Annotated in this window: 25 protein-coding genes and 3 pseudogenes; 11 read left to right on the top strand and 17 right to left on the bottom strand. The window is 61.6% G+C overall.

Translation table 11 applies throughout. The features are described 5' to 3' along the window. Positions 1-285 precede the first annotated feature (285 nt). The 5 genes from AC1D75_RS14075 to AC1D75_RS14055 all read right to left on the bottom strand — a co-directional run bounded on the left by AC1D75_RS14075 (position 286) and on the right by AC1D75_RS14055 (position 5,521). Complete coding sequence (locus AC1D75_RS14075; protein ID WP_495515794.1) at positions 286-1,353, bottom strand: NAD(P)H-dependent amine dehydrogenase family protein; 1,068 nt, start codon at positions 1,351-1,353, stop codon at positions 286-288. 135 nt (positions 1,354-1,488) lie between these two features. Continuing rightward, positions 1,489-2,328, bottom strand: a complete 840-nt coding sequence (locus AC1D75_RS14070; protein WP_495515793.1) for a mycofactocin-coupled SDR family oxidoreductase — start codon at positions 2,326-2,328, stop codon at positions 1,489-1,491. Positions 2,329-2,468: 140 nt separating this feature from the next. Beyond that, the gene (locus tag AC1D75_RS14065; protein WP_495515792.1) at positions 2,469-3,923 is read right to left on the bottom strand and encodes an aldehyde dehydrogenase family protein; all 1,455 of its coding nucleotides are present in this window, start codon (positions 3,921-3,923) and stop codon (positions 2,469-2,471) included. A gap of 69 nt (positions 3,924-3,992) precedes the next feature. Further along, positions 3,993-4,910, bottom strand: a complete 918-nt coding sequence (locus AC1D75_RS14060; RefSeq protein ID WP_495515791.1) for a TIGR03564 family F420-dependent LLM class oxidoreductase — start codon at positions 4,908-4,910, stop codon at positions 3,993-3,995. Positions 4,911-4,912: 2 nt separating this feature from the next. Next, the gene (locus tag AC1D75_RS14055) at positions 4,913-5,521 is read right to left on the bottom strand and encodes a carboxymuconolactone decarboxylase family protein (protein WP_495515790.1); all 609 of its coding nucleotides are present in this window, start codon (positions 5,519-5,521) and stop codon (positions 4,913-4,915) included. Between the two features lie 181 nt (positions 5,522-5,702). Here AC1D75_RS14055 and AC1D75_RS14050 point away from each other — a divergent pair, with 181 nt between their 5' ends. Next, the gene (locus AC1D75_RS14050; protein WP_495515789.1) at positions 5,703-6,290 is read left to right on the top strand and encodes a TetR/AcrR family transcriptional regulator; all 588 of its coding nucleotides are present in this window, start codon (positions 5,703-5,705) and stop codon (positions 6,288-6,290) included. 20 nt (positions 6,291-6,310) lie between these two features. On the opposite strand, the gene AC1D75_RS14045 is transcribed toward AC1D75_RS14050, so the two are convergent. Both AC1D75_RS14045 and AC1D75_RS14040 read right to left on the bottom strand, forming a co-directional pair. Next, entirely contained in the window at positions 6,311-7,078 is a 768-nt protein-coding gene (locus tag AC1D75_RS14045) for an SDR family NAD(P)-dependent oxidoreductase (protein ID WP_495515788.1), read from the bottom strand. After that, positions 7,078-7,911: a TauD/TfdA dioxygenase family protein gene (locus tag AC1D75_RS14040; protein ID WP_495515787.1), complete on the bottom strand. Its 834-nt coding sequence runs from the start codon at positions 7,909-7,911 to the stop codon at positions 7,078-7,080. Before AC1D75_RS14040 ends, AC1D75_RS14045 begins: the two co-directional genes overlap by 1 nt. Positions 7,912-7,996: 85 nt before the next feature. Here AC1D75_RS14040 and AC1D75_RS14035 point away from each other — a divergent pair, with 85 nt between their 5' ends. Continuing rightward, positions 7,997-8,581 (top strand): TetR/AcrR family transcriptional regulator, encoded by a 585-nt coding sequence (locus AC1D75_RS14035; protein WP_495515786.1) that lies wholly within the window; start codon positions 7,997-7,999, stop codon positions 8,579-8,581. A 463-nt stretch (positions 8,582-9,044) separates the two neighbouring features. Here AC1D75_RS14035 and AC1D75_RS14030 read toward each other — a convergent pair whose 3' ends face one another. From AC1D75_RS14030 to AC1D75_RS14020, 3 genes are all read right to left on the bottom strand, one after another. Further along, a complete protein-coding gene (locus tag AC1D75_RS14030) occupies positions 9,045-9,272 on the bottom strand; it encodes a tyrosine-type recombinase/integrase (protein ID WP_495515785.1) in 228 nt (75 codons plus the stop codon). Between the two features lie 172 nt (positions 9,273-9,444). Continuing rightward, positions 9,445-10,569 (bottom strand): MFS transporter, encoded by a 1,125-nt coding sequence (locus AC1D75_RS14025; protein ID WP_495516082.1) that lies wholly within the window; start codon positions 10,567-10,569, stop codon positions 9,445-9,447. Positions 10,570-10,671: 102 nt separating this feature from the next. Then, positions 10,672-11,115, bottom strand: coding sequence for an RrF2 family transcriptional regulator (locus AC1D75_RS14020; protein WP_495515784.1), 444 nt, complete (start codon positions 11,113-11,115; stop codon positions 10,672-10,674). A gap of 175 nt (positions 11,116-11,290) precedes the next feature. Between AC1D75_RS14020 and AC1D75_RS14015 the strand changes: the two genes are divergently transcribed. Next, a complete protein-coding gene (locus AC1D75_RS14015; protein ID WP_495515783.1) occupies positions 11,291-11,959 on the top strand; it encodes a transposase in 669 nt (222 codons plus the stop codon). A gap of 427 nt (positions 11,960-12,386) precedes the next feature. On the opposite strand, the gene AC1D75_RS14010 is transcribed toward AC1D75_RS14015, so the two are convergent. Next, a complete protein-coding gene (locus tag AC1D75_RS14010; protein ID WP_495515782.1) occupies positions 12,387-12,812 on the bottom strand; it encodes a MarR family winged helix-turn-helix transcriptional regulator in 426 nt (141 codons plus the stop codon). A gap of 95 nt (positions 12,813-12,907) precedes the next feature. On the opposite strand from AC1D75_RS14010, the gene AC1D75_RS14005 reads away from it, so the two are divergent. The 3 genes and pseudogenes from AC1D75_RS14005 to AC1D75_RS13995 all read left to right on the top strand — a co-directional run. Next, on the top strand, positions 12,908-13,786 hold the full coding sequence (locus AC1D75_RS14005; protein ID WP_495515781.1) for an SDR family oxidoreductase: 879 nt from the start codon (positions 12,908-12,910) through the stop codon (positions 13,784-13,786). A gap of 221 nt (positions 13,787-14,007) precedes the next feature. Further along, positions 14,008-14,519, top strand: a pseudogene (locus AC1D75_RS14000) (tyrosine-type recombinase/integrase); the annotation flags it as partial. 1 nt (position 14,520) lies between these two features. Further along, positions 14,521-14,827 (top strand): annotated as a pseudogene (locus AC1D75_RS13995) (helix-turn-helix domain-containing protein); the annotation flags it as partial. A 65-nt stretch (positions 14,828-14,892) separates the two neighbouring features. Here the strand turns inward: AC1D75_RS13995 and AC1D75_RS13990 are convergent. The 3 genes from AC1D75_RS13990 to AC1D75_RS13980 all read right to left on the bottom strand — a co-directional run bounded on the left by AC1D75_RS13990 (position 14,893) and on the right by AC1D75_RS13980 (position 17,024). Next, on the bottom strand, positions 14,893-15,429 hold the full coding sequence (locus AC1D75_RS13990) for a TetR/AcrR family transcriptional regulator (protein WP_495515780.1): 537 nt from the start codon (positions 15,427-15,429) through the stop codon (positions 14,893-14,895). Further along, complete coding sequence (locus AC1D75_RS13985; RefSeq protein ID WP_495515779.1) at positions 15,422-15,850, bottom strand: DUF4260 family protein; 429 nt, start codon at positions 15,848-15,850, stop codon at positions 15,422-15,424. Before AC1D75_RS13985 ends, AC1D75_RS13990 begins: the two co-directional genes overlap by 8 nt. Positions 15,851-16,046: 196 nt before the next feature. After that, on the bottom strand, positions 16,047-17,024 hold the full coding sequence (locus AC1D75_RS13980; protein ID WP_495515778.1) for a LysR family transcriptional regulator: 978 nt from the start codon (positions 17,022-17,024) through the stop codon (positions 16,047-16,049). A 125-nt stretch (positions 17,025-17,149) separates the two neighbouring features. Here AC1D75_RS13980 and AC1D75_RS13975 point away from each other — a divergent pair, with 125 nt between their 5' ends. Both AC1D75_RS13975 and AC1D75_RS13970 read left to right on the top strand, forming a co-directional pair. Further along, entirely contained in the window at positions 17,150-18,556 is a 1,407-nt protein-coding gene (locus tag AC1D75_RS13975; RefSeq protein WP_495515777.1) for an MFS transporter, read from the top strand. Between the two features lie 417 nt (positions 18,557-18,973). Further along, the gene (locus AC1D75_RS13970; RefSeq protein ID WP_495515776.1) at positions 18,974-19,306 is read left to right on the top strand and encodes a winged helix-turn-helix transcriptional regulator; all 333 of its coding nucleotides are present in this window, start codon (positions 18,974-18,976) and stop codon (positions 19,304-19,306) included. Between the two features lie 264 nt (positions 19,307-19,570). Here AC1D75_RS13970 and AC1D75_RS13965 read toward each other — a convergent pair whose 3' ends face one another. Beyond that, positions 19,571-19,843, bottom strand: coding sequence for a hypothetical protein (locus AC1D75_RS13965; RefSeq protein ID WP_495515775.1), 273 nt, complete (start codon positions 19,841-19,843; stop codon positions 19,571-19,573). Between the two features lie 246 nt (positions 19,844-20,089). Next, positions 20,090-21,289 (bottom strand): metallophosphoesterase, encoded by a 1,200-nt coding sequence (locus AC1D75_RS13960; RefSeq protein WP_495515774.1) that lies wholly within the window; start codon positions 21,287-21,289, stop codon positions 20,090-20,092. Between AC1D75_RS13960 and AC1D75_RS13955 the strand changes: the two are divergent. From AC1D75_RS13955 to AC1D75_RS13945, 3 genes and pseudogenes are all read left to right on the top strand, one after another. After that, a pseudogene (locus AC1D75_RS13955) lies at positions 21,207-21,605 on the top strand (transposase); the annotation flags it as partial. The gene AC1D75_RS13960 and the pseudogene AC1D75_RS13955 overlap by 83 nt on opposite strands. Before the next feature lie 100 nt (positions 21,606-21,705). Beyond that, the gene (locus AC1D75_RS13950) at positions 21,706-21,882 is read left to right on the top strand and encodes a hypothetical protein (protein ID WP_495516096.1); all 177 of its coding nucleotides are present in this window, start codon (positions 21,706-21,708) and stop codon (positions 21,880-21,882) included. 942 nt (positions 21,883-22,824) lie between these two features. Continuing rightward, positions 22,825-24,102, top strand: coding sequence for a peptidoglycan-binding protein (locus AC1D75_RS13945; RefSeq protein ID WP_495515773.1), 1,278 nt, complete (start codon positions 22,825-22,827; stop codon positions 24,100-24,102). Positions 24,103-25,054: 952 nt separating this feature from the next. Here AC1D75_RS13945 and AC1D75_RS13940 read toward each other — a convergent pair. Further along, complete coding sequence (locus AC1D75_RS13940) at positions 25,055-26,494, bottom strand: sugar porter family MFS transporter (protein WP_495515772.1); 1,440 nt, start codon at positions 26,492-26,494, stop codon at positions 25,055-25,057. Between the last annotated feature and the right edge of the window lie 451 nt (positions 26,495-26,945).

Raw genomic sequence — 26,945 nt, 5'->3', positions numbered from 1 at the left:
ACTTCCGCAGGTTCAAAACCCGCCCAGTGTCAGTTCGAGTCTGACCGGGGGCACGCCAAAAACACCCCGTACCTGGGCAATCAGGTACGGGGTGTTTCGCTGTCCGGGTCCGAATCATCCCCGATCCCCCACAAACCCCCGACATTGCCGAGCGTCTTCAGAATCTCTGTAAGGTCCGGCGCCACATTCGGTTTCGCTTCGACGTAGCGCTTCGACGTCACCTTTGACGAAGCGTGTCCGAGATGCGAAGCGGCATCCCGCAACCATAGAGGCTTGTGTCGGCCTTCAGACCGTTGCCGACCGACCCTCGCTCCGTTCTTTGTCCCAGATTCCTGCGGGCGCGCACGGCAAGCCCACATCCTTGAGGGTCAGAATCCCTGCCGGCGCGGCGGCGACGTTGAACGCAGCGCTGACCGCCGGCATGGCGGTCATCGTGTCCCACTCGTGGTTGCCCCAGTGCTCGGGCGGGATGAACCGGATGCGGGTCTGAATTTCGGGTTCGCCCTTGATGACAACCTTGTAGTGGTCGTCGTCGAAGACCCAGTTCCCGTTGAGCTTGGTGGTGAGATACCAGGCGACGTTCGACTGGACGACCGTCTTTCCGTTCACCTTGCCATTCCACCCGGCCCGTATCGCAGCGATGGTGTCCTTCTTCATCAACAGCCAGCCCAGGTCGACGTCCTCCGACGCAGTCTGGTGTTCGATGAAGAACTCCATGTCGTCGAGGTCGTAGTGCAGCGCGACTGCCATGCGCCCGACGGAATCGCGGAACGTGCTCAACCACATCTTCGCCATCTCCAGCACCTCGGCGGACGCCTCCGGCAGCGAAAAGCCCAGCGCCTGCCAGGTTTCGGCCGACTCGTAGACCGAGCAGTCCGCCGACTCGAAGAGCGATACTTGCTGAACGTCACGACACACGGCAGTCATCGCCGTGACCATCGTGTTGATCCAGCCTGGGTTGACTCCGGAGATGTAGAGCGAACTGTTGCCACGCTCGCACGCGGCGGCAAGCTTCTCCTGTGTCTCGCCCGCGATGCCTCCGACGTTGAGGAACAGGTTGGTGCTGATTACGTCGAGTCCGCTCTCGAGCAGACGGACCACGTGGTCGACGTCGGCCATGAATGGGTTGTAGAAAACGGTGTCGGCACCCAATGCGATGAGCGCGTCGATGTCGGTGGTGGCGAGGACACCGGTGTCAGGTCTTCCGCACAGTGGTCCGGCGTCGGTGCCCGCTTTGTCCTCTGAATAGGCGTAGACACCGACCAGTTCGAGTCGCGGATCGTCAAGAATGCCACGCAGACTGAGCTTTCCGACCTTGCCAGTAGTCCATTGAATTACGCGCAACTTGTCCATGAGTTCCTTCGGTTTGACGCCTGTCGGCTGATCGGGTCGCACGGGGCGATGTGTACGTTTCGAGTCACGAATCGTTGGACCGGCTCGGTCGAGCCGTCGAATCTCGCCATTACTTCTCGTAAACTATCCACCCCACTATTTGAGGAGACTCCCTGCATCGACGGGGAGCGTGATGCCAGTAACAAACCGTGCTTCATCAGAGGCGAGGAACAAAACTGCATTGCTGATGTCCTCCGGCTCGACACACCCGGTGGGCAATACATGCATCATCTGCGAGACGGTCAGCATATCCTCGGGTCCCGGATTTTCGAGGTCAGGTCGGAACAGTCGCATCGTGGCTTCGTTCATGAACATCGGTGTGTTCACGTTTGTCGGCGCAACTGAATTGACCCGGATCGAGTGTTCTCCGAGTTCCATCGCGAACGTACGCATGAGGCCGATAACGCCATGTTTGGCGGCAATGTAGTGCCCGGTGTTGGGGTACGCCTTGAGGCCTCCGACCGAGCTTGTAAGAACGATCGATCCGCCGCGTCCTCCAGAAATAAGGTGCGGGACACCGGCTTTAACGGTTTTCCATACTCCCGCCAGGTTGACGTCGATCATCTCGGTCCAGTCGCTTTCACTGGTCTTGTCCAGTGTCTGGCCACCATTGCCGATTCCGGCATTGGCCACGATGACATCCAGTCGACCCAATTGTTCGACTCCGAGATCGAGCGCGGATTTCAAGGCGTCGTAGTCGCGTACATCCACTTCGGCCGTGATCACTCGTCGATCTAGGCCTTTCACCAGGTCAGCGGTCTCAGCGAGATCTGCAGATGTGGCCGCCGGAATGGGACTGTCGAGTGTGATCGGGCCGCAGACATCGACGGCAATGATGTCGGCACCTTCCTGGGCCAACCGCACCGCATGGCTGCGGCCCTGTCCCCGTGCTGCTCCAGTGATGAAGGCAACCTTACCTTCCAATCGTCCGGTCATAATCCAACCTAACCTTTCAGTATCGTTCGTATTAGTTGTGCAGAGCCCGGCGGGCTGGTGTTCGCGCTGTTTCGATATAACGACCGGGATATGGCGTTGATAACGCACGCGCCGTCAACCGATCTGGCAGTGTCGTCGGCCTATATTTGCGTGAAGACCGACTTCGTTTTCATGTAGGCTTCAATGCCTTCGCGACCGAACTCGTAGCCCCAACCGGATTGTTTATAACCTCCGAATGGCATGGCGTGATCAAAGACCAATTGGCAGTTCAGAGTTACGGTTCCGGCATCGAGCCGCTTTGCGAGACGATGAGCTCGGCCGACGTCCTGTGTCCAGGCGGTGGCGGCCAGCCCGTAGCTAGTGTCGTTGGCCAGGGCAATCACCTCGTCGTCGTCGTCGAACGGCATGATCGGCACGACGGGGCCGAAGATTTCCTCCTTGTAAAGCCTCATGTCGGGGCTGACATCGGTCAACACGGTCGGGTGAACGAAGTAGCCGGTCCGATCGAGCCGGTGTCCGCCGGCAACGACTTCGACACCGTCACGTTTGCCCTCGTCGATGAATCCCAGGACGCGAGCGAGCTGTTTTTGACTGATCAAGGGACCGATGATGCTGTGCTCTTCTTGGGGTCCGCCGAGTTTGAGGTTGTTCGCCACTGTGGCGATGCCTTCCACCACCTGGTCGTAGACGCCGCGTTGGACGAAGATACGCGATCCGCACACACATCCTTGCCCGGAGTGCACGAAAATACCCATTGCCGCCATCATTATGGCTTTGTTCAGATCGGCGTCGTCATAGATCAAGACGGGCGATTTACCGCCGAGTTCGAGTGTGACCTTCTTGAGGTTTCCGCTAGCTGCCTGCACAATTTTCTTGCCGACTTCAGTGGACCCGGTGAAGGCAATCTTATCGACGCCCGGGTGTTCGGTCAGTGCCGCTCCGGTGGTGTGTCCGTGACCGTTTACCAGATTGACAACACCGTCGGGGACGCCGGCCTGAGCCAACAGCTTGACCAACAGTAGCGCTGAAAGGGGGGTTTCTTCAGCTGGTTTGACGACGACGCTGCAGCCTGCAGCGAGTGCAGGTGCGAGTTTCGCGGCCGCATTGAAGACGGGGCCATTCCAGGGGAATATCAGTGCAGCGACACCGATGGGCTCTTTGATGGTGTAGCCGTGCATGTTCGAATAGACACCGGTAATTCCTCCCGTCATCTGGATGTCGTGAGCAATTCCATTGAGCTTGGTGCACCACCCACCGTAGTAGCGGAAAAATTCGGCGCTGGTTCCGATAATCGACTGAGCTTGGACAAGAGGCATACCAGTGTTGAGCGAGTCGATCTCCGCCAGTTCGGCTGCGTGCTCGTCAATCAAGTCAGCTGCACGCCACAGGATTTTGGCGCGCTCGTTGCCCGGCAGTCCATGCCAGACACCAGAATCGAAGGAAGCCCGTGCGCGTGAAACGGCTTCGTCAACGGCCTTCGACCCTCCATCGGCGAACTCGGTGATCTGCTCCTCGGTCACTGGGTTGATGACCGGAATCAGTTCGCCAGTACCTGGAAGGTCACGCACCTCGTCCAGAATTGATTGCAATTTCATTGTGGCCTTTCGAATTTCAGGGAGTTATATGTGATTTACGCGCATGCAGGAGTGGACGCGCTTGCTTGGCTATATCGTCAGCTCGCTGAGGAATGCCACGGTGCGCATTCTTGACGCCTCCCGCTCGGCGCGGTCTTGGCCCACGGCAACCGGTTGTGCCCAAATTTCGGTTGCCCCTGCGTCCAGGAGCTGTTGCAACTGTTTCTGGACTGAACTCTCGTCGCCGACGATTGCGATCTCGGCCGCGGTGGTCCCGCCGCCGGTCTCTATGATGCGTTGATAATTGGGCATTTCCGCGTACATTCCAGAAGTCGCCGCGGTCGCCGTTCGTGCGGCGTCGACATCATTGTGTACAGCTACCGGCAGGCCGGCAATAATGCGTGGGCGTGGCCGGCCCGCCAGGGAAGCAGCCGCATTGACCTTAGGTGCTATGTGCGTCTCAATGGCTGTGGCAGAGGCCATCCACAGTATCGTCCCGTCGGCGAATTGCCCGGCGATGCGCAGCATGCGCGGGGACAGTGCCGACAGCAGTACCGGTACACGATGCGTTGGTGGCGTCGCCTGGGCGTGGGCACTCCAATCCTCGCCAGTGAAATCGACCGACTCGCCGTGGAGTAGGGCGGAAATGATCTGCAGATACTCTTCTGTGTTGCGGCCAGGATGATTGTAGGAGAGCCCATAGACGTCCCGGATCGAAGATTCGTGCGAGGGACCTAAACCTAGTGCCAGACCCGATCGGCCCATGGCGTCCGCAGCTGCGGCGACGCGATTGGCCTGCAGGATCGGATGACACGGATACGTTTGCAGGACACCGGTTCCCAATTCAATTCGGGTGGTTTCACGTCCTGCAATCGCCATGGCAGTCAACGGATCTCGAACAACGTTGCTGGCGTACCAGAGCGACGAGAAACCATGGTCTTCGGCGTCTTGCGCCTGCTTGACTATCTTCTCGACGGTGGAACCGTGTCCGGTCAGACCGATGCGCATCGTTATTGTCCATTCTGGAAAAGGGTGTCGTACTGCTGCATCAGCTTGTCGATATCGCCGTCAATCCCCAGTTCCAAAGTGTTGAATAGCGACGCGAGCAACCCGTAGGTACCGACGGTGAAGATCAGGTCGAGAAGCTGCTGACGATCCAGCTCGGCTGCGAGTGTGTGCCAGGTGGAAGCGCTGACGGCACCATCGAGAATGAGTTCGTCCACGGCGCGGAGCATGGCCGCTTCGAGATCGCTCCAAAATGGTGCATCAGGTCCGTACGCGATACGACCAACTTCTTCGTCCGTCAGCCCGGCATCGCGAGCAACAAACAAATGTTGCGCCCATTCGTAGGGGCTTTTGCGGACGGCAGCAACCCTCATGACAAGAAGTTCACGTTGACGCTCAGACAGCGTTGTTGCTCGGAGAATATGTCCATTGAGCGTGAAGAAGGCGCGAGCTAGAGCGGGATGATGCGCCATAGTGCCAAGCGCAAGAAGGGCTTTGGGCCGATCCTTGGTGGGCATCGGTTCATGGGTCGGTTGGGGCGGAACCATAGCCGCCAGTGCCCCACGCATTTCCGCAGGGAACTCTGAGGGGGTCAGTGGATCAATTCGTGCCATGTCAGACCATCGTCCTTCTGCCGTTGACACCGCTGCTCGTTCAATCCGTCAGTGGCGCTTCGTTCTCTATTTAGGCGATCGCCTAATTAGACTCTGGTTGTATGCTTAGCAGCTGCGTGTGACTGGGTCAAGGGCTAGGGATTCGCGCCAGCACTACTGCGTGGGATAGGACAGGAACTAAATGAGCGCAACGAGCCGTGTCGGGCAACGCAATACCGGCACCCGCGAGAAGCTTCTCGACGCCACAATCGAGATCATGCTCGACGAGGGATACGCGGCTGCCACGTCGCGCCGGGTCGCGGAAAAGGCCGAAGTTCAGCGCGCCATGGTCTATTACTACTTTCCGACAATGGACGATCTCTTCCTCGCAGTTCTGCGGCGCGGCTACCAGGCCAATCTGGAAGCGCAACGCCAGGCATTCGCTTCTGAGAAGCCTTTGCATGCACTTTGGGACATGACAGTCGACCCGCGTGGATCACGTTTGACCACAGAGTTCATGGCCCTTGGCGCCCACCGGGAGCAGATTCGCGAGGAACTGGCCGCCGGGGCAGATCAGTTTCGTGAGGCCCAGGTCGCGGCGCTAGAACACGTAGTTCGTGGCTATGCCGAGCACGAGGGATTGGATGCCGAAGTCGTCTCGGTTGTCATTGCCAGCATCGGCCGGACGATTGGTCTCGAAAACGGACTCGGTATTACCACTGGCCATGAACGAACCCTGAGAGTCGTAGCCGAATACCTCGACCGTTTCGAAGGGTCTCGTCCAGACTGATCGGCTTACGGTCGATTACGTCAGATGGTCCTTCCGCCATTGACGGGGATCACTTGCCCGGTAACGTAACCCGCGTCTTCTCGAGCCAGGTAGGCGCATGCGGCCGCGATGTCTTCAGGTTTGCCGACCCTGCGCATCGGGGTGGTCGCCTCAGCGGCCTCGATGCCCGGACCGAGGAGTCCTTTCTCTTCGGTCCGACGCAGCATTGGGGTGTCAATGAAACCCGGCGGCACCGTGTTCACCGTAATTCCCTTGGGGCCCAACTCTTTGGCAAGCGCCTTGGTGAATCCAACAACCCCAGCCTTGGCCGCCGAGTAGTGCACCATCCACGGATTGCCGGTCTGTGCACTCGACGAGGAGATGTTGATGATCCGGCCCCATCCGGCATCGATCATGTCTGGTACGACGGCCTGGCAACAGTCGAAGGTTCCGGTCAAATTCACCGCAAGGAGTCGCTGCCAGCTTTCTGCGGATATCGTCAGAAAGGGCTCGAAGCCGTCCATCCCCGCAGAGTTCACCAGTATGGTCGGCGGCCCGATCTCGCGACGAACCTCTTCGACCGCTTCGTCGATCCGCGGCCGGTCCGTGACGTCGACGCCGAGTCCGATCGCACGATAGCCCGATCCCGTGATCTTCTCGGCAGCCTCGGAAGCCGCGTCGGCATTACGGTCGAAAATCGCGACCGATGCGCCTTCCTCCGCCAAGCGTTCGGCGATCGCCAAGCCGATCCCGGACGCCCCGCCGGTAATGATCGCGGCACGCGGGACCGAGAATGCCGGTGAAATCATTACGCCACCGCCTCATCGCCGACCAGCGTGGTGCGATGCATCAGGCGGCGTGACGTGGGCTCGTAGGGAATCGCTCGATGAAGAAGACCGGTGTTGTCCCAGATGACGAGATCGCCTACTCGCCACTTGTGGCGAAGGACGAATTGCGGTTGCGTTGTCCAGTCGAGGATGCTGTCGAGGAACTCTCGACTGTCCTCGGCGGTCATGCCGACCACTTGGCCTGCTGTCGCACCGACGAGTAGCGAGTGCCGACCATCCCGATGGCTCCAGATCAGTGGATGCTCGCGAGCGGGAAGCCTGTCCCACATCTGTTTGTCTTTCTCCGAGGCGTCGGGGTAGACCAACATCTGGGCGGCGGCCAGGCTGTGGACGACCCGGTAGCCGGCCAGTTCGGCCTTCTTCTCGTCACTCAAAGCGTCATAAGCGGCATAGGTATTCGCGAACTCAGTGTCCCCGCCTTCGTCGGCCACCTCCCGAGCGGTCAGCAGCGTGGCCTTCTGCGGTACGTCATCTGTGAGCCCGTCGACATGCCAAAAGATGGTGCTGCGGCGCAGTTCGGCCAGCTTGCTCCTGGTCGGATCAAGCGTGACCGGGGAGACCTCCGGATGGTTCGGGAGCCCGCCTACCTTGGCGACGACCACGTCCCCGAGCATCCGGCTGAAGGCCACGAGGTCGGGGTCACTGATGTTCGCGCCGCGAAAGACGACCACCCCGCGTTGCTTGAGCAGCCGCATGGCCGTGTCAGCCGTCTCGGCGGAGTTGAAAGCAGATCCCGACACCCCGGTTACCTCGACGCCGATCGATGGGGATAACTCGTTGGTCTTCATTGGCATTCCTCCCTGTGTCCTGTGACACGGTAAACGCGCAGCAGCAATGTTGTCAATGACTACATCACCCCGCGGTTGGTAGTGTTCTCACATGGATCACGGCTACCATCACGGAGACCTTCGTGCCGCGTTGCTCACTAAAGCAGAAGAGCGACTTAGCATTTCAGGGATTGAGAGTCTTTCGCTGCGAGAACTGGCGCGCGACCTGGGAGTAAGCCACGGAGCGCCGCGCCGACATTTCGGCGATAAGGCCGCACTGTTGGAGTCATTGGCCGTCGAGGGTTTTCGACGGCTGGGCGACAATCTCGCCGCAGCCGCCGACACCCACGACCGTGACTTCACCTCCACCTTGCACGACGTGGCTATTGCCTTCGTGCGATTTTCCACCGACAACCCTGGGCTGTTCGGTCTCATGTCGACCTATCGGAAGGGAGACGTTTCAGGCGAGCTTCGGCGTGCGCGCGCATCAAGTTTTCAGCCAGTCGCGGCCCTGATCGACGTTGGCCTATCGACCGGCAACCTCGCGGGTGATGCGCAAACTATCGGAACAACATTTTTTGCCACACTGCAAGGGCTCTTGGTCATGGCCAACAACAAGACGATCGATTCGCTCGACAGCCCATTCGTAATCGATGTAGTGAACGCGGTGCTCGTCGGCCTGACGCCTCGAGGATGATCAATTGACTCATACTCATAGCATTTTCATGTTTAGGTCCGGCTGAGAGGGGCTCACCGGCCGGCGGAAATGGGGACGGTTGCTTCGGGTCATCTCCGAGTCATATGTCACTGAAGCGATGGCGTTCGTAGTTGACCGCGCCTCCTTCGACCCACGGTTTACGGTCACGCTTCTGCTTTGGGTGTACGGAAGCAGCGACTATCGGCTGCTGCTCCAATCGAGCATGACCGTTCCCCGGTACGCAGAGGGTACGCAGCTGCACCGAAACCTGCCGACTCACCCAATGGGACAACACGAATACCGCTCCCCCACTACATAATCCATCAAACCTCAACAACGCCAACAATCTGCAAACATCCACGACCGCAGGTTCAAAACCCGTCCAGTGTCAGTTCGAGTCTGACCGGGGCACAATATTCGCGCAGGTTAGAGGTAGTTTCACTGCTGGTCACCATCGCTCGATTCAATCCCAGTACGCAGCAGATTCAGCAGCAGCATCCATTGCCTTGGAAATTTCGTCCAGATCGTCCGGCATCAGGTGCCCATAACGATCGAGTGTCATGGTCGCTGTCCTATGCCCTAGCAGCGCCTGAAGGACCTTGACGTTCGCGCCGGCACTAATGGCCAGCGATGCGCAGGTATGCCGCAGTTGATGCGGAGTGATCGTCGGGAATGCCGGCGAAGACTCCACACACCGCTTCACCGCGGGGTCGAAGACCCACCGCAATGCACCCGACGGGGTTCACAGTGCACGCCTCAACTCGCACCAGGAGCTGTCCCGGCTTACGAATGGGTCCGGCAGTTCACCGACACGAACCTCCGCCGGCGGCCCTATCCGGTCAACGTATGCGGCAAGCATCCGGTCACGCCGAATCTGGGCGACGGGACGTCAATGCGAGGAACACGAAGGCGACTCCCGACAGGGCCGCGCCCGTGGCAAACATCATCGCTGGTACTCGATCGACAAACACGGACCCAAGAACCGTCCCCAAACCAATGCCCAGATAGATGCCCGAGGAGTTCAAAGCCACCACCAGAGGTCCTTCTGCAGGCGCGGCCGCAAGCAACCGATGTTGCTGCGGCGGTGTTTGAGCCCAACTGGACGCGCCCCACAGAACGAAAAGTACACCTATCAGCACCACCCACTGGTAGTCGGCAGCCAGGGCGACGGCCCCTCCAATGAGCGCAATTGCCATGACTGCGTACGCAATCAACAAAACGCGCCGCGATCCCCACCGATCCGTCGACCACCCGGCTGCAATATTGCCTACGACGGCTCCGACACCGTAAAGGGACAACATCACAGTGATTGCGGCGCCATCTATGTCGAGCGCCCCCAAAGCCGCAACCGTGTACGCATAGGCGGTGTAGCACGCCGTCATGCCCAGGACAGTCAGCGGGACGACGCGTCGGACGTCATGGTTGCCCAACACTGCCAAGCGTTTGCGCACCGGAACCCGCGCCTGACCTGGCATGGTCGGCATAAGGGCACCGATTCCAATCGCGGCGACGACACACATCACCGCGACAAGCGCCAAAGCCGTCCGCCAACCGAACAATTCGTCGGCGACGTTGCCAAGTGGAACGCCTATCGCAGTGGCAACTGTAAGCCCGCCAATCACAACTGCCAGCGCACGCGCGCGCAGCTCAGGCCTGACGAGCAGGGCACTCGCAGCGCCAGCATTCGGCGTGTACGCAGCCGCCCCAGCCGCTGCTAACACCCGGGTTGCCAGAAGCACCCACAACGACGGAGCGAACGCGGATGCAATGTTGGCCACCGCAAGCAACACCATCGCCGCCACGAGCAGCGTTCCACGCGGAACCGCTGAAGTCACTGACGCCACCACGGGCGCGAGGACGGCGTACCCGACAGCGAACACCGTGACCGACATACCGGCGGCGGAAGTCGATACGGCAAAGTCGTCGGCCATGGACGGTAAGAACGCAGCAAGAATGAACGCGTCCGTCCCGACCGCGAACGTGCCCAGCGCGAGAATCAGGACAGCAGAGAGACCGCGCTCGGTGTCTGTCGGTGCCGGTGAAGTCGTAACCGATGCCATCGAAGGCCCTTCATTCGAGAAATCATCTGCTTACGGTTTGCCGGGGACCCGCCCCACGAGGTCGGCAACCGTCGTCGCGGCAAGTTCTCTGCGCCAAGCGATTTCCGCTGCTCGCATCGCGAAAACGACTGCGCAGGGACGACGAAACGCAGTAGCGGACCTACCCGCCCCATTGGTGCCACGCTGACGAATTTCATCGCACACAAAGAGCGGCTCAGGTCCTTCGATCGCTGTCACAATGTCGGCCAGCGTGACTTCGCCTGCGCTGCGTTGCAATTGGAATCCGCCGCCTGCTCCAGGCCGGGCCTGCAGAACGTCTGCTGACGTGAGCGCGCGCAGGAACTTGAGCAGGTACGGCTTCGGCAGACCGTAGACTTTCGCCAGATCACTGCCAGTACGCCCCTCCCCCGGCTCCAGCCCGGCCAGGGTTATGCACACATGGATACCCCACTCCACACCTTCACTGACCTTCATATTATGGACACTACATATCCATAATAAGTCTGGGTAGTACCTCGGCACACAAAACCAGCCTCCACCGTGCGGCCTAGATCGGCCACCCGAGGGAACGTCAGCAGCAGGCTAAGGTTCCCCCAGGTAGTGGACACCGAGATAGCGGGATCACTGGCCCCGCTGGGAAGATGTTCACATGTCGCGGAAGCGTCGGTCGTTCACAACCGAGTACAAGGTCGATGCAGCGCACCGAGTGATCGATTCAGGTCGATCCATCGCCGAGGTCGCCCGCAACCTCGGCCTCAACGAAGGCCTGCTGGGCCGCTGGGTGGCTGATGAACGCCGGCGTCTCGATGCCGCGGGTCAGGGCGACCAGGAGCCGTTGACGGCCGCTGAGCGCGACGAGTTGACCCGGTTGCGCCGGCAGGTCGCCGAGCAGGAGAAAGACATCGCGTTCTTGAAAAAAGCGTCGGCTGGGGGTCCCTCCCTGCACGAAGTGCTTGGGGGAACTTCGCGGCGAACCATCAACGGTAGAGAAGTACGCGTTGATGGCCGCGGAGTGCGCCACCACAGGGCATTTCGCGTCTACGACGCACTATCGGTTGCTACCTCATCGGTGCATCCAGGCTTAAACACTCTGGAGACAGATCGCCTCACCCTGCGACGCCAGAGAGTGGGCGAGGCAGCCATCTATCGTCAATTGTGGACTGAACGGAATCCGCGGGTGCAACTGCACCGGCGGATAAACCTCGAGGGACGTCCAGCCGACGAGGACATCGCCACGCGGATCCGCGAAGAGCGCGACGCTTCGAGGCCGGGGCTTCTCGCGGTAGAGCGGAAGGGCACGGCCGATGTCATCGGGTAATTGCGGGCCGGTCTTCAACGGGAACGGATCACCGGACGAGCTGGCCTTCGAATTTGCTGCGCGCAGTTCACAACTGCAGTTACGCGACCGAAGCAGGCCAGGCTGTGATCACAGGGGCGGGCGCGGCCGGCTATCGGCGGTTGTGGGCGCCGGTGTGAGACTGGAATGTCGCGTCTCGGCGGATCCTGGAGAAACTCGGGTTCCGCGACACGGGCTGCATCAGTCCCGACACCGTCCACGGCCGCCGCAGCCTGCTGACCGTGCGAGCTCTGATCATGCAATGTAAGAGATCGGGACACGATGCCGCCGCCCGCGACATCGCGATGAGGCTCGTGAGTCGCGACGCTTGGTGACATCGGCGATCAGCAAGAGAGGCTTCGGCGTTGGACGGACCAGCTCTTGTCACGTGAAGCCTGGCCGAGCCGCATCACTGGGCGAGGAGGCGTAACCCGGTTTCGTGCACGGTCGCTAGTAGTGACATGAGCATTGTGCGGCCCTCTGGCGACAGGTCGGCGGTCAAGGCCGCATCCAGTTCCCGCCGTTCCCGCTCGATGGGGTCTTGTAGGTTCCGGCCGGTGTCCGTGAGCCACAGGCGCACCAAACGGCTGTCGCGTTCATCTCGACGGCGAGAGATCCAACCGCCCGCGGCCATACGCGTGGCCATCTTGACGACGGCTGGCGTGGAGACGCCGGTTGCGTTGGCGATCTCGCCTGGCGTTTGCCCGTCGCGATCCCACAGTTGCGCGAGCAGGTGATCTTGACCGAGATGCAGCCCGTGCCGCTGCACAGCGCGTTCGGCGAGCGCTTTAACTGTCTTGTTTGTCGTGCCGTGGAGATTGAGAAACTCTGACACGCGCTACCTCCTGTGTGAATGGGACGGCCTTGACCGTATTCCATTAACCGGTTACCGTCGTCAATCATTAACCGGTTATCGAACGGAGTACAGCTATGTTATTAGTCACTGGGGCCACTGGCAACATCGGAACTAACGTGGTGCGCGAGCTGGTCGAGAGAGGAGCGCCAGTACGAGCTTTTGTTCGCGATCGAGGGAGGGCCTCTATTCTTCCGGATGGCGTCGAGTTGGCCATCGGCGACCTGGGCGCCCCATCGACACTCGTTGCCGCGATGGGTGGAATCGATGGCCTTTTCCTCCTCACCCCGGGAATCGACACGGCACTCGCACGTCACGCCGTCGATGCCGCACGCGCCACAGGGGTTCGTCGCATCGTCCTGCTGTCCTCGACCAACGTTCTGGGCGATCCCATGCCCGCCATGGGACGCTGGCACCATGACAAGGAAGTAATGGTGCGCGAGTCGGGCATCCGCTTCACCATCCTGCGAGCCAGCGGCTTCATGAGCAACACGATCGAATGGCTGCAAAACCTACGTCGAGACGGATACCTCCTCGACGGGACGGGCGCCGGGCGTCAGGCCATCATCGACCCTGCGGACATCGCAGCGACCGCAGCAGCGGTCCTCACCTCGGAAAGCCATGACGGGAAGACGTACACGCTGACCGGCCCAGAGTCGCTCACGACGGCCGACCAAGCCGAGACCTTGCGCGAGGTTCTCGGTTTTTCGCCACCCATGCGAACCGTGTCCTCACCCGACGACGTCGTCGCCGCCCGATTCCCGAACGGGGCGCCGCCGGCACTAGCCGCTGCCGTGGTCGAGTTGGCGGCGCTCATGCGTGCCGATACGGTCGGCGCGCCGACCGACACGGTCGAGCACATCACCGGTCACCGCCCCCGGACCTTCCGTCAATGGTGCGTGAGCAATAAGGAAGCCCTCGTCTCGCTAAGCCGGGATGCGCCGATCGGTTGGTGATTGCGGGCTGAGATCTGTTGCGGGCGTTGAGTTGGCTTTGGGTATGGTGATCGTCCGACCTCGGTGATCGGGTCGTTTCACGGGGTCTTTCGCGTCGTGGGTGGTCGGTGGCTGGATCATTAGGTGATCAGCGGGCTGGTCGGCCGTAATATCTTGTTGAACAAGGTCATCCATGATTGTTCGTAGTGCCATCGCGTGGGCAGACGCAAGGTGAGTCTGACGAACTCCGCGCGTTTTTCGATCGCGCGGATGATGAGGTTGAGAACATCGCTAGTAGGAAACGTAAGGGATCAGCTCCCAAGCGCCGCTCGATCCTCACCCTCTTCGACTGGGCACAGAGATCGTTGAAGACTGGATCACCCACGGCTTCCCCGGCATGTCCGGCGATCGCGACCTGTTCACAGGCGAGCGCGGATCGCCGGTTTCAGAGCGCGCACTACTGCGCCGCTTCCGTAGATACTGCGACGACCTAGACCTACCTCGAGGACTCGTCGTTCATTCCCTACGCCGCTCCTACATCACTCATCTCATCGAATCCGGAATGGACCCAAAGTTCGTGCAAGAACAAGCCGGTCACGAATACGCATCAACCACCGCCATCTACACAAGCGTATCGAGCGACTACCGTGTCAAAACTCTGCGAAGAGCGCTGGATTCGACTCTCAAGCAAGCGCTGAACACCGGCGATCCGGCCGAAGCGCACAGTGTTCGCCGCGAGGATGGAGAGGCCTGACATGCGTCGCACAGTGGACTACTCGTGGAGGCTGAGTGAACTCATGGCCGCTGCAGGAATGCACAACAGCACCGATCTAGTTCCCCACCTGCGTGAACGGGGCATCGAACTATCCGCCTCCCAGGTCTACCGCCTGGTGACCCAGAAACCAGAGCGCGTCTCGCTCGCCCTGGTCGCTGCAGTCTGCGACATTTTCATCTGCACCCGCCGATCTCGTCACCGTCACAGCAGCCGACCAGAGACGCAAGAAGACAGCGTCGGCCGAGGAAAACGTCATCGACCTGAACCGAGCTGCGCGTCCACGCCGAGACCATGATCGCGTTCGCAGGCCCCTGCCGGAATCTCCTTCTCGACAGGATCAAAGACCCAAGCCTCAGGCGAAGGCAGCGAGGCCGGCGCGCCAGGCTCCGGCCAGCTCAACGCCGTCCGGAAACCGCTCATCGATCTCCAACGTGACCATGCCGTGGGCGAACGCCCAGATCGCGCGCGCACGGTCCTCATCTCCACCGACCGCCTCGACCAGCGGGCGGGCCGAGCGCTCCTCCAGACCGGCAGGCAGCAGATCGCGGCGGAGTGGACGGTAGTTCATCAAGCGGTAGAGATGGGGGTGAGCGAGAGCGTAGCGGCGGTAGGCGTCACAGAGGGCGGCAAGAACCTGCCCCCGGCGGCCGTCGGACGAACCTGCGTCGGAGGCAGCCTTCTCCAAGGCCTCAGCCAGCTCGACAAAGCCATCCGCCACCACCAGCGCCTCGAGAGCGGCCTTGTCCGGCAGGTGCTTGTACAGCGAGGGCGCACGGATGCCGACGGCGTCGGCGACGCGGCGCATCGTCAGCGCCACTGGGCCCTCCGCCTCCAGGAGGCTGCGTGCCTCGCAGGCGATCTGCTCCAGGCGAGTATGGGCGTCAGGCACGAACCAATCCTTCCTTGGTGCGGAGGTTGTAACCGGCCAGCCGGTCCACCGCGATGTGCAGCATCCAGGCCAGCAAGAAGGTGAACAGGACGGGGAGCTGGAACGGGCCGACGGAGTACGCGACGGCCAGCGCGAGCGGGATCGCGGTGCGGTGCGCGGTGTTGTACCAGGGGACGGCGCGTGCCGGTAACTGTCCCTGATGGGTGGGCTTCTTAGCGCCCATCGCCGCGAAGAAGGTCAGGTCCGGGGCGATCATGCCCACTGCGAGCGCGATCCAGGCGCCTGCGCCGTGGTTGACGCCCTCCAGGATCGCGAATGCAAGTAAAAACGCGGCCCACAGGCCCCATCCTGCACGGCGAGCATGCAGGCCCGGGGTGGCACCGGAGGTGGTGGAAACCTTCGGGGAAAGCGTGCTGCACATGGCGACTCCTCGTGACTCACGCCATTCCTGCGTGATGGCTAACAGTGTTAGCCGGAACGATACGGCTAACACCGTTAGTCGTCAAGTGGCAACCGACCTACACCGACCAACCACCGCGACCGATAGCGGGGACCACCAGTGGCATCGGGCGCTTCTGGGTTGTAGGACGCTGTCGCGGTCAACATCCAGGGCGGGACTACGGTGCGGGGTGGGCGTGGTCCAGGGGCGGTTCAGCGCCGCGGGAGACTCTCGCGTCCGACTCCCGCGGAGCGGTACCCTCGTGCTGCTTGGGCGCGGGATCCGCGACGGCATAGAGCATGTCCCGAACGCCGGGTTTCGTCTCTCGGTCAGCACGCCACACCAGCCGCAATGTGAGCGCTGGCGTGGCCGCCGGCAGCCGGACAAGGTTGCCACTTGTCAGTTCGGGGCCAAGGGCGAAATCAGGTAACAAGGCGATGCCAAGCCCCTGAGCTGTCCATGCTTTCGCTATCGCTACGCTCCCAGCCTCGATTCGCGGGGTTTCGTCACCGGCCAGCTGATTGGCGGCGAGCCAGAAGGAGCAGGCGGGGTTGTTGCCGATGAGAGGGTAGCTCCGAAGGAGATTCGACTCTGGGTTCTGTGTCGTCGCCAATGGATGTGAGTTGCCGGCCACCAGCGACAGGGGCACCGGTTCGAGATCGAGATAGATGAAATCCTCATGAGGCGGCTCAAAACCGAGTTCCCCTAGAGAGTCTCCAAGGTCGAGAAGCAGCCCTGCATCAACAACGCCCTCCGCCACGTCCGTGAGAAGGTCCATTCGGCTAGTGTGCACAGCCGTCCGGAGGCTTATGCCTGGACGTCGTATCGCGAGACGTTGAAGCATGTTCGGTACGTGGATCGCCATCAAGTTCTCCAGAGCTCCCAGGCGAACCTCGATCGGACTCGCCGACACGTCGCGACGCGCGGCCTCGGCCTGATCGAGGAGAATCCGAGCCCAGCCGCGAAGTCGCTCTCCTGCGGGCGTCAGATGCATGCCGCGGGCTTTACGTTCGAAGAGCGCGACTCCGAGAGAGCGCTCCAGCGAACGCAGCTGTTCTGAAACGGACGACGGCGCCCGATCGAGGGCAACCGCTGCCGCTCCGACTGTGCCCTCCCTCGCAACCGCTTGGAAGATCTGCAGTTGTCTGAGCTCCACATTTGCCTCCGTTCGGGTTTTCCGAATTCACCGTACGCGCCACCCGGTCGATCATCCGCTCGGCGCGGACGAGGCTAAGCGAGCAGATCGCTGCACATCACTTCGGCTCCGAAAGAAAGTCCAGAATGACCATTCCACGAGAGCACATCGGGGTCGAGGCGGCCGAGAAGAAGGTGGCGGGCCATAGGGTCCGCGCCTTGCTGGGGCTCTCGCTGGGGTACTTCATGGTGCTGCTAGACACAACCGTTTTGTCGGTGGCCGAGCCTGACATATCCCAGTCGCTGACCACATCCGTCGGGGGCGTGCAATGGATCGTCAACGGTTACACGATCACCCTCGCCGCGTTTCTTCTCTCAGCAGGCGCAGTCGCCGACAAGTTCGGCCCTCATCGCATGTTCCGCTATGGCATAGCGGCGTTCGGTCTGCTGTCCCTCCTAACTGCATTCGCCCCCTCCGTCGGTGTACTCATTGCGATGCGCGCGCTTCTCGGCGTGGCAGCAGCCGCATGTATCCCCGCGTCCACAGCAATGATCGCCCGCCTATACCCCGAAACTTCTGCGCGCTCGCACGCACTCGCCCTGTGGACAGCAATCAGTGGCATCGGCCTCGCTGCAGGCCCCCTGATCGGTGGCCTACTGGTGGGCTGGGCTGGATGGAGGGCCGTGTTCCTCATCAACGTCCCCGTCGCGGTAATGACGCTAGTTCTGGTAGCCGGTCAGGGATTCGTCGCGGTACGAATTGCCAGACACATCGACTACGCAGCCCAGGTCTTCGCCGGCATTACCCTGGCGCTCCTGAGCGGTGCGCTCATCTCCGTCGGAGGGGGCGAATTGCTGCTGGCCGCACTTCTGGGTATTGCCGCCCTCGTCGCTGCTGGAGTCCTTGTCGTCCTTGAACGCCGGAGCACATCACCGGTCTTCGCCCCGCGGATCCTTCGCGCGCGAGGAGTCGCCGCCGGCTTGGTCGCCGGAGCGGCCGTAAACTTTGCCCTGACCGGAGTCATATTCGCGCTGCCACTTCTCCTCACTCAGAGCCTCTCGCTCACGCCCCTACAAATTGGTCTGTTCCTCCTGCCGCTCACCATCCCGTGCGCGTTGAATCCACTTTTGACCGGGCAGATCGTTGCGCGGTATGGCAGCAAACTGCCGATCCTCTCCGGCCTCACACTCGTGGCCGTCGGCGCGATTGCCCTAGCGCTTGCGGTTGTCTCAGGATTTCCCACTGCGCTCACCACAGCGGGACTTATCGCCACTGGCTTCGGCATCTCATTTACCCTTCCCGCACTGATCTCCGCCGTACTTAGCGCCGCGCCGGATGGAACCGCTGGCACCGTCAGCGGGCTACTCAATGCGGTTAGGCAGATGGGAGCGACGCTCGGTGTCGCCGTCATGGGCGCAGCAATTGCCGCTTTCCCAGCAGGAAGGGGTGGTCCGGTATCGCTTCTAATCGTGGGCGTTGTGGCGGGAGCCGGATGCGCAGCGTATGCGCTCCTGACTCGTCGCAATCGCTCGCGGGAAGCAGCGACTACCTAGCTGTAGTGCCCGGGCGGGCTGCTCCCGCCGCCAGCGAGGTCTCATGACTGGCGCTCAGAGCCCAGAACCGAATGATCGCGTCGCTAAGCCACTGCGGCTGCTCGAGCGGGATGAGAGTTCGCGAATCGGGCGCCACGCCCACGATCCGTGTGCCACCGCGAGCGAAGCCGCGCGTGCCTGTTCGCTCGTCCATTCCCCTCGGTCATCAGATGCGATGAACAAGCACCGCGTACTGAATCGGGGAAGGTCCCCGGAGCCGTCTTATCGGTCGAGGATGAACGATCGTATCGCCCGAGCAGCCCCGGTGGCGATCTGCCCGCTGCGCTCGTACACCGGCCTCCTTGGCTGCTACTGACAGAGTCAGGTACTCCGGATTGTCTTTCGGGTCAATTTCCGCTGCTGTCACGGCCCAACCGTATGGGACCGGAGACCCCACTGCCCGAGTTGCACCCGGTGCTGCCTGGTCGGCTCTGCGCAATCCGGCACTCCGAACTGGCGCACCGGATCGGCGGAGTCAGCCAAAAAATGCTCACCCAAACCCTGCGCAACCTCGAACGAGACGGAATCATCACCCGCACCGTCACACCCACCGTCCCCCTCAAAGTCGAATACGAGCTCACTGCCCTGGGCCTATCGCTGGTCGGAGTCTTCGCCCAACTCAAGAAGTGGGCCGACACCAACACGGACAAGGTCTCCACAGCCCGCCATGACTACGACGCCCACGAAAGCACCACACCGAACGGGTCATGAGTTCATTCAGGAAGTACTAGACGACGTAATACCTACCATCGGCTGCCAGTACTGTCGGGCGGTATTGTCCCCGGTAGCAGCGGGTACGCAGCAGCCTCAAAACCGCCCAAATGGTTCAACGTCGCAAACCCGAATACCGCTCCCCCACTGCATCATTCATGAACAATCAACAGTGACTGCGATCTGCAAACATCCACGACCGCAGGTTCAAAACCCGTCCAGTGTCAGTTCGAGTCTGACCGGGGGCACCACGTCAACGCGCCGTCACATCGTCGACGGACTAACCACAGACCTTTCGGCGACGACGCCGGAATACCAGGCCCGAACCTGCCGTTGCCGCACCACCACCGCGAGCAACAACCCGTTGACCTCGACGGCGATGTTCCGTTTGCGGCCGTTCGTTTTCTTGCCGCGGGCGGGCAGCGGTCGTGTCCGGCGTGCCCGTAGCCGGTGGCGCAGCATGTCGTGGATGTACTGCCACGCCCCGCACCGGATCCAGCGGACGAAGATCTCGTGCACGGTGGTCGGCGGTGGCAATGCTTTTCATTGCAACTGCCCCTGCCGATCGGCGGAATTGCCTTGTCGGGCATCGTAACTGGCACTCCGGCGTCTTCGTTGCTCGAGCCGGTTGCGGAACACGACGATGCAGCCCATAGTGCGACGCGCAAGCAGGTGGCGGACTTAGCCGAGCAGGTTCGACTCCTGGCGAAGCAGCCTGGTCACGGCTCTCGCAAACATATCGGAACCGAGAGTTGCGTCATGAACTGGAGCGACGCGAGTTAATCAAGCCGAATGCAGTGTTATCACAGTGATTTCACTCGGCGCGAAGATGCGTAGCGGAGGCCCCCAGAAACCGGAACCCCGGCTTGTATAGAGCTGAGTGCGCTCACCGTGGCGGCTCAAGCCGTGGACGGTGGGTTGGTCGAGGCGGACCAGGAAGTTGAAGGGCCAGATCTGCCCGCCATGTGTGTGGCCCGCGATCTGCAGGTCAACTCCGGCGGCTTCGGACTGGAAGACCTGCTTGGGTTGGTGCGCCAACATCAGCACAGGCAGTTCCTGGTCGGCCCCGGCCAGAGCCTGGTCGAAGTTTGCGCCGTGGCCTGCGATTTGTGAGGACTTCGCGGTGGCGTCGTCGACACCCGCGATGATGAGTCGGTCGCCGCCGCGTTCGACGACAATGTGCTTGTTGTGCAGTGTTTCCCAGCCTATCGAGTCCATGTAATCGAGCCAGCCCTGTGCCTCGCCGAGATACTCGTGGTTGCCGGTGACATAGACCTTCGCGAGTTCGGCGCGCATGGTGGTGAGTGGTGTTGCTTGAGCCCGTCGTTGTTCTACCGTGCCGTCGGCGATATCGCCGACGTGCGCCACGATGTCGGGGCGCAGTTCGTTCACTGCTGCTGCCACTCCCTCCGACCACTTCGTGCGGTTGATCGGACCAAAATGTGTGTCGGTAACCGCGACAATGCGGGTGCCATCCATCCCCTTGCCGAGTCTCGGAAGCACGACGTCTACATGCTTGATCCGAGGCACTCGCATGGCTTCCCGGTTACCCCAGATTACGAGAATCACGGACACGACGATGACGGCTGCGGCTACCCAACGCGAGCGAGTCGGGTCTTCGACGCCAGCGAGACCGAGCGCGAATCGTGCGAGATTTCCGATCACCGACCATGCGAACAGCACCCAGATGATGCCCAGAATGGAGTCGCCGACCAACCCTGCCCAATCGAGGTGGCGGCGGCCGTGGCTCAGAACCAACATCACCGGCAGTGCCACCAACGTCAGCGCGAAGGCCACGGTTCCCAGTGCGGTCACGGGAGTCGGCCACTGCGTTCCCGACATCACCAACGTCCACCACGGGACAACAAAAAGGATCAGCAGGACGGAGACGATCGTCGCGGTGATCGTGATTGCACGCAGTGGTCTGCGGGCTTTCGGCGAATCAAGCTCGGGTGTTATCTCTCGCGACTGGGGAGTACTCACCACGCCGATCATAAAGGCTCTTCAACTTTATGCGGGCAATCACCTGAGAAGGCGTCCGAGAACTCGTGATGGTGAGCAGCGCTGGCGGATCGTGGGCCCGCCTCACGCGTCGGCGGGACACCGGTGCGCGGTGAATTCGTCCTCGTCACTGAACGACCACCAATGGGCGGTCCTGGAACCGCTACTGCCGCCGAGCAACTTCGCGGGCCGCGGTGGACGGCCCGAAAAGCATTCTCGCCGTGTGATCCACGACGCCAATCTCTATCTATTGCGGGGCGGGATCGCGCGGCGGCAGATGCCGGCGGAGTTCCCACCACCGACCACGGTCTACGACACGTTCACCCGCACGGTGCGAGCCGGTGTGTGGCAGCGCGTCGACGACTCGCTCCGGGACCAGCTATGGGTACTCGCCGGGCGTGAGCCGGTGCCCGACTGCGGCCATCATCGATTCGCAGACCGTGCCCGCCGCCGACACGGTGCACCGGTCGGATCGCGGGCGGGATGGCGGAAACGGACGAATGGCCGCAAACGGCACATCGGGCGTGGACGTCAACGGCCTGCTGCTTGCGGTCCATGCTTTGCCCGGACATTGATGGGTCCGGCGCTAACGAGATGCCGCCCGCGGGCCATCGGTAGATGCCATCCACGGAGCTCTCCGCACACTGAGACAAGGACTTTTCCTCGGCCATGTTGTTCTCGATCGCCCACAGGGAGTTCAGCAGGACCAGCACAGGTTTGCGCTGTTTGCAGATCTACCGCCACGACTCGGTACGGGTGAATCAGTGCTGGGCCGTCGACCAGAAAGGCCACTCCACCCAAGCTCCATTCGGCCGGCCGCAGACAGCTCGGAGGATTCAAGGCCTTCGGACTGCGGCTCGTCGATGACGCGCACGCCCGAATGAAACTCATCGGCTTTCAGCAACTCGGACCGGGGCCGCTGCTCGATGCCGGATATCGAAACACCCCTCATCCTTGGAGAACTCGCTCCGCACCAGCAGCAAACCATCGTTGAGCGTCCGAAATTCGCCCAGAATTTGCATTCGCCGGGGTGCTTCAATTGGTGGTTCCACGCCGGCACGGTGCCATTCGCAGCTGGATGACACGAAATCGCGAGCACCCACCTTCGAGCGATACTCTATCTTTCCGTTGCCGCCCTACCGGTTTCATCGTCATTGACCGAAGAAGTCGGGGTATATGCACACTCCCTTGAACCAAAACGGCCCGTGCCGCCAACATGGACCTCGACGGTTTATTTCAAACCACGTTGTGCGGGAGCCGAGTTGCGGCCATCGCCGCGGCATTGGGTCCGGTGACCTCTGACGATCTCCTGCCACCTGACGCGCCACTCAGACACTGATTCCCGAAAAGAGCGCTGTCGCACGATGAGATTCCGGTCGCACTGCTCAACCGCCTCAACGCTGCGTCTTCGACAGCGGAAGTTTCGCGAGATACCGCAATTATCCGAAACGCCAGTGTTGCATCTGTCAACCTTGATCCTGACGCACCTGCCGACGAACAGAGGAGGTCGGGTCGAGATGCCACTAACGGGTCCGCGATTTTCTGGTGACCCTGTCCTCGAGGAGTGCTTTGCCGGCCGTCATCGCATGTTGTCGGGAGAGGATGGACTCCCCGTCAAGCGTGTGCAAAACGCCTTGATGGAACTGGGCTTCTCGATTCCCGATGGCGACACCGGTTTCTTCGGTAACCAAACTGGTAGCGCAGTCACTGCGTACAAAACCCACAAAGGACAAATACCCAACGATCCCGTCGTAGGATCGGGCACGTCGAAGGCGCTCGACGATGACCTATTCTTCGCCCCGCCCGTGCTGGATCCGGCATTCGCCGAATTCAGCCCAGCCGTCGTGGCCCACCGAGTTGAGCCCTTCGTGGCGCGTGAACTCGTATCACTGATGAGTGCGCCGCTCGACTCTTGGCGGCGAAGACTGGCCCAGTCTGCACTCTCCCGTCTGAATTCTGGCGAGATCCTCGGCATCGTCGCGCAGAGTCGCGCGATTGACATCCGGCCGGCCTTCATTCAGGCCGCCGATCCAACGCAAGACGGTATGAGCGCAGGAGACTACTTCGACGATCTGATAGTCCTCGGGAGTGCGCTCGGCAGAACGATACCTTTCCAATCTGCCGGCAGCACTCACGTTTTCATTGTTATACGGGACTCGGTTATTCTTGGGCGAGAAGCGATCGTTCTGCAATCGAATCAAACAAGGGCCCCGGTTACACTCCTTGGCGTGCTCGTTCACGAGCTAACGCACGCCCGCAATTTCGCCGCGCACGCTTCGCTCGAACAAACAGCCGACACCGACACCGACGCATTCGCCGACACCGCATTGGCCCAGGCCCGCACTTCCGCCACGGGAGTGGCGACGGCCGATGTTCTCACCAGCTTCGTCGACGAGATCGTCGCGCGGCATGTGCATTGGATTCTGCTGAAGGAACTGAGCGGAACACCGGGAAACATCGCTGTACAATTCCTTCCCGCGGACCAGCTAGCAGGTGCCGCATTCTTTTACTTTTCCGAAGCCGGTGGCCTTTTCGACTCCAATCAATACATTGCGGGCATCAATGGAAAGGCGCCCGCCGCCCGGGCCGACGCCCAGCTTCATCAGGTGCAGCTTTGGATCCAGCTGGCAGGGGATCGATATTTGTTCAGCGACGACCCCGCCCAGGACGCGACGTCAACGGCCTTGTTCCGAGCCGCTGTCCAGGAAATCGCGGACCGGCGCGCCGCACTGCCGGTGTTTACTGCATTTTCTGATGAGGACGGGCTCTTTCCGCGACGGGCAGATTTCCAATAAGCATGCTTACCGCCTTGACGGAGTCGACGGACAAAGCACCGCCCTTCGCTGCACGCTGTGCTGCTATAGCTCGGCGACCCACCCGTTCCACGACCGGATTGCGCCGCACCGAACGAAATCCCTGAGCACCCTTCGATCACCCCGGCGAACGCCCAACTCACGGGAGCAACGTCCACCGGTGTGCCACGATACTGAGGGGGTCTACCTGCTCGCCAAACTTGACAGCGAGCGAACCGCGATCTGGCTGTAGCTTGTAGGACTCCTCGGAATCACCGGTATTGCAGCCTCATTCGACCATGAAACATCAATGCTGATCGGAGCAGTCGGCGGATTCCTGGCCCCAACCGTGAAGCAAATAACCGCGACCCACACCAGTCATTGCCAACCCACTGACCCGTCCTGCCCAATGGCACACCAACAACGAACCCTCAGAGAACACTTCGGAGTGCGTGTTGTCCACTCGATTGCGACCGACACCCCGGTGACGACCTGATTCAATTCGCTACGAGACCACTGATGGCGCTGCATTGGGTATGCAGGAGACCTGGCGAACAGCCGTTTCGACGGGGATACGCCCAGAAGTGCATCCAACCCGACTAGAGCGGCCAGTCACAAGGCGAGTCGCAGACACTCCGAATTTGCAACGCGCACAACAGCTCCAACGCATCTGAGCCACTTCTTCCAACTTTCGTCCCCTGCACACCCAGTTCTGAACCGCGATCCAAGCATTGACTGGACGGGTTTCGCAATACCAACCGTTGGACGAGATGGTTGGGCCATGCGATCAGCGGCGGGCCGTGCGCGCCGTTTTGCATATCCGGTCGAGCCGATAGGACTCGAGCACCGCCCGCCTGCCCGACCTCGTACTCGCGCACGCCGCCACCGACCTCCACGATCGTCGCACGCTGGTCGCCAAGGCTGATCTCGAATTGCTGACCCGATGGAGGACCGGTCATCCCTCTCCCCTCTTTCCATGCGCGCGGGCCTGGAGGTCGGCGTCGATCTGCTTGAAGTTCCGGTCTTTGGTCTCGGGCACATAGCGGTAGACGAACGCCAGGCCGAGCACGCACACGCCCGCGAAGATCAAGAACACCGGGCCCGTGCGGATCGCCCCAACCAGCGGCAGAAAGGCCGTGGACAGGGCAAAGTTCGAGAGCCAGCTCACCGCCGAGCCGGCGCCCGAGCCCTCGGCCTGGTTCTCGGACGGGAAGATCTCCCCGAGGATCACCCAGAACACCGGGCCCATCCCCACAGCGAAGGAGGACACAAAGACCAGCATGGCCACGAGCAGGATCACCGAGCTGAGCTCGGCGACGAACGCGAGGCCGAGCAGGGCGACCGAGATGGCCATCCCGATCAACGAGACCAGCAGCAGCGGCCGACGCCCGATCCGATCGACCAATCTGAGCGAGACGATCGTCATCGCGAGGTTTACGACACCAATGATGATCGAGTAGACGATCGAGTTCGAGGCGCTCAGCCCGGTCTGGGCAATGATGGTCGGCGCGTAGTACAGGACGGTGTTGATGCCGACGAACTGCTGGAAGATGGCCAGCCCGACTGCGACGATCAGCGCCGGGCGGACCCGGGGCGAGAACAATGCGCGCCACCCCGTGCGCTCGGGGCGCTGATCCTGCGCCCGCTGGTGTTCCTGCTCCTCCTCGTCGCGGCGGTATGCTTCGATCACGCGATCGGCGCCCTCCGGACCGGCGACCGATTCGATCACCTCACGCGCCGTGTCGGCACGTCCCGTGCGAACGAGCCAGACCGGCGAGTCGGGCAGCCGTACCGCGATCACCGCCAGCACGACCGCCGGGACCGCGCCAACCCAGAACATCGCTTGCCAGTTGCCGCTGGAGCTGAAGGCGAAGTTCACGATGTAGGCGACGAGCATCCCGACCGTCTGCAGCAGCTGATTGAGGGTGAGCATCCGGCCCCGGATCTGCGGCGGCGAGATCTCGCCGAGGTAGGTGGGCACGAGCGCCGACGCGATGCCGACCGCGAGGCCCACGACCAGGCGGCCAAGAATCAGCATCACGAAGCCCGTCGCCAGCGCCGAGACCGCGAAGCCCACCGCGAAGAGCACCCCCGCGATCCCGAGCATGGCCTTCCGTCCGAAGCGGTCCGCGAGCCGGCCGGTGAACACCGCGGCGACCATCGCGCTCAGCAGCACGATGCTCGTCGCGAGGCCCTGCTGAGCGCTGTTGATTCCGAAATCGTCCGCGATGTAGAGCAGCGCCCCGGCGATGACGGCAGTGGCGTACCCGATCAGGAAGGTTGCGAGGTTGATCCACAGCCCCCAACGCCGCGTCCGGGCCAGGCCCTCATCGGAGATATCGACCTGCGGCCGCCTCCCGGCTGCCTTGTCCTTCGCCGCGTCGTCTTTCGCCATGTCACTATCTCCCTACGGGAAGCCTGGTGAGCGACCAGCCGCCGGTGTCGGCGCGTCGGCGGCCAGCAACCCGCCCTGCCCTGGCAGTAGCCATGCAGTCAGGTCGCCGCTCGCGCCCAGAACAAGAAGGGTCTGATCGCGGGAACTGTCCGTCGCGGATTTTCCACGGGCAATGCCTTCGCGGTGTGTGTCGGGTCGGGGGCCATGAGTGTCCCTTCCAGTCATTCAAAGGGTATTACGCGCAACGCGCCACAGTAGCGTTATCGCGTCGTGAAGCACCCCAGGTCCGTTCCAATGTGGTTGCGAATGCATGGATTCGCAACTGATGCAGCCAAACGGCCCGCCTACCCGGAGGTTGGCGATGGCGCGCACATTCGAAGCCCGCGAAACAGTTGCCGACGACGAGGCGCGGCAGAGCAAACCGCACATTGTGGTTGCCTCAGACTGTGTC

It is taken from the genome of Williamsia sp. Y712 (genome assembly GCF_059445525.1).
This window is presented reverse-complemented; position numbering and strand designations above follow the sequence as displayed.

Bases quoted from the DNA above. Each gene is read 5' to 3' on its own strand.
- AC1D75_RS14075 (WP_495515794.1), bottom strand. From the start codon at position 1,353: ATGGACAAGTTGCGCGTAATTCAATGGACTACTGGCAAGGTCGGAAAG.
- AC1D75_RS14070 (WP_495515793.1), bottom strand. From the start codon at position 2,328: ATGACCGGACGATTGGAAGGTAAGGTTGCCTTCATCACTGGAGCAGCA.
- AC1D75_RS14065 (WP_495515792.1), bottom strand. From the start codon at position 3,923: ATGAAATTGCAATCAATTCTGGACGAGGTGCGTGACCTTCCAGGTACT.
- AC1D75_RS14060 (WP_495515791.1), bottom strand. From the start codon at position 4,910: ATGCGCATCGGTCTGACCGGACACGGTTCCACCGTCGAGAAGATAGTC.
- AC1D75_RS14055 (WP_495515790.1), bottom strand. From the start codon at position 5,521: ATGGCACGAATTGATCCACTGACCCCCTCAGAGTTCCCTGCGGAAATG.
- AC1D75_RS14050 (WP_495515789.1), top strand. From the start codon at position 5,703: ATGAGCGCAACGAGCCGTGTCGGGCAACGCAATACCGGCACCCGCGAG.
- AC1D75_RS14045 (WP_495515788.1), bottom strand. From the start codon at position 7,078: ATGATTTCACCGGCATTCTCGGTCCCGCGTGCCGCGATCATTACCGGC.
- AC1D75_RS14040 (WP_495515787.1), bottom strand. From the start codon at position 7,911: ATGCCAATGAAGACCAACGAGTTATCCCCATCGATCGGCGTCGAGGTA.
- AC1D75_RS14035 (WP_495515786.1), top strand. From the start codon at position 7,997: ATGGATCACGGCTACCATCACGGAGACCTTCGTGCCGCGTTGCTCACT.
- AC1D75_RS14020 (WP_495515784.1), bottom strand. From the start codon at position 11,115: ATGAAGGTCAGTGAAGGTGTGGAGTGGGGTATCCATGTGTGCATAACC.
- AC1D75_RS14015 (WP_495515783.1), top strand. From the start codon at position 11,291: ATGTCGCGGAAGCGTCGGTCGTTCACAACCGAGTACAAGGTCGATGCA.
- AC1D75_RS14005 (WP_495515781.1), top strand. From the start codon at position 12,908: ATGTTATTAGTCACTGGGGCCACTGGCAACATCGGAACTAACGTGGTG.
- AC1D75_RS13985 (WP_495515779.1), bottom strand. From the start codon at position 15,850: ATGTGCAGCACGCTTTCCCCGAAGGTTTCCACCACCTCCGGTGCCACC.
- AC1D75_RS13975 (WP_495515777.1), top strand. From the start codon at position 17,150: ATGACCATTCCACGAGAGCACATCGGGGTCGAGGCGGCCGAGAAGAAG.
- AC1D75_RS13970 (WP_495515776.1), top strand. From the start codon at position 18,974: ATGGGACCGGAGACCCCACTGCCCGAGTTGCACCCGGTGCTGCCTGGT.
- AC1D75_RS13945 (WP_495515773.1), top strand. From the start codon at position 22,825: ATGCCACTAACGGGTCCGCGATTTTCTGGTGACCCTGTCCTCGAGGAG.
- AC1D75_RS13940 (WP_495515772.1), bottom strand. From the start codon at position 26,494: ATGGCGAAAGACGACGCGGCGAAGGACAAGGCAGCCGGGAGGCGGCCG.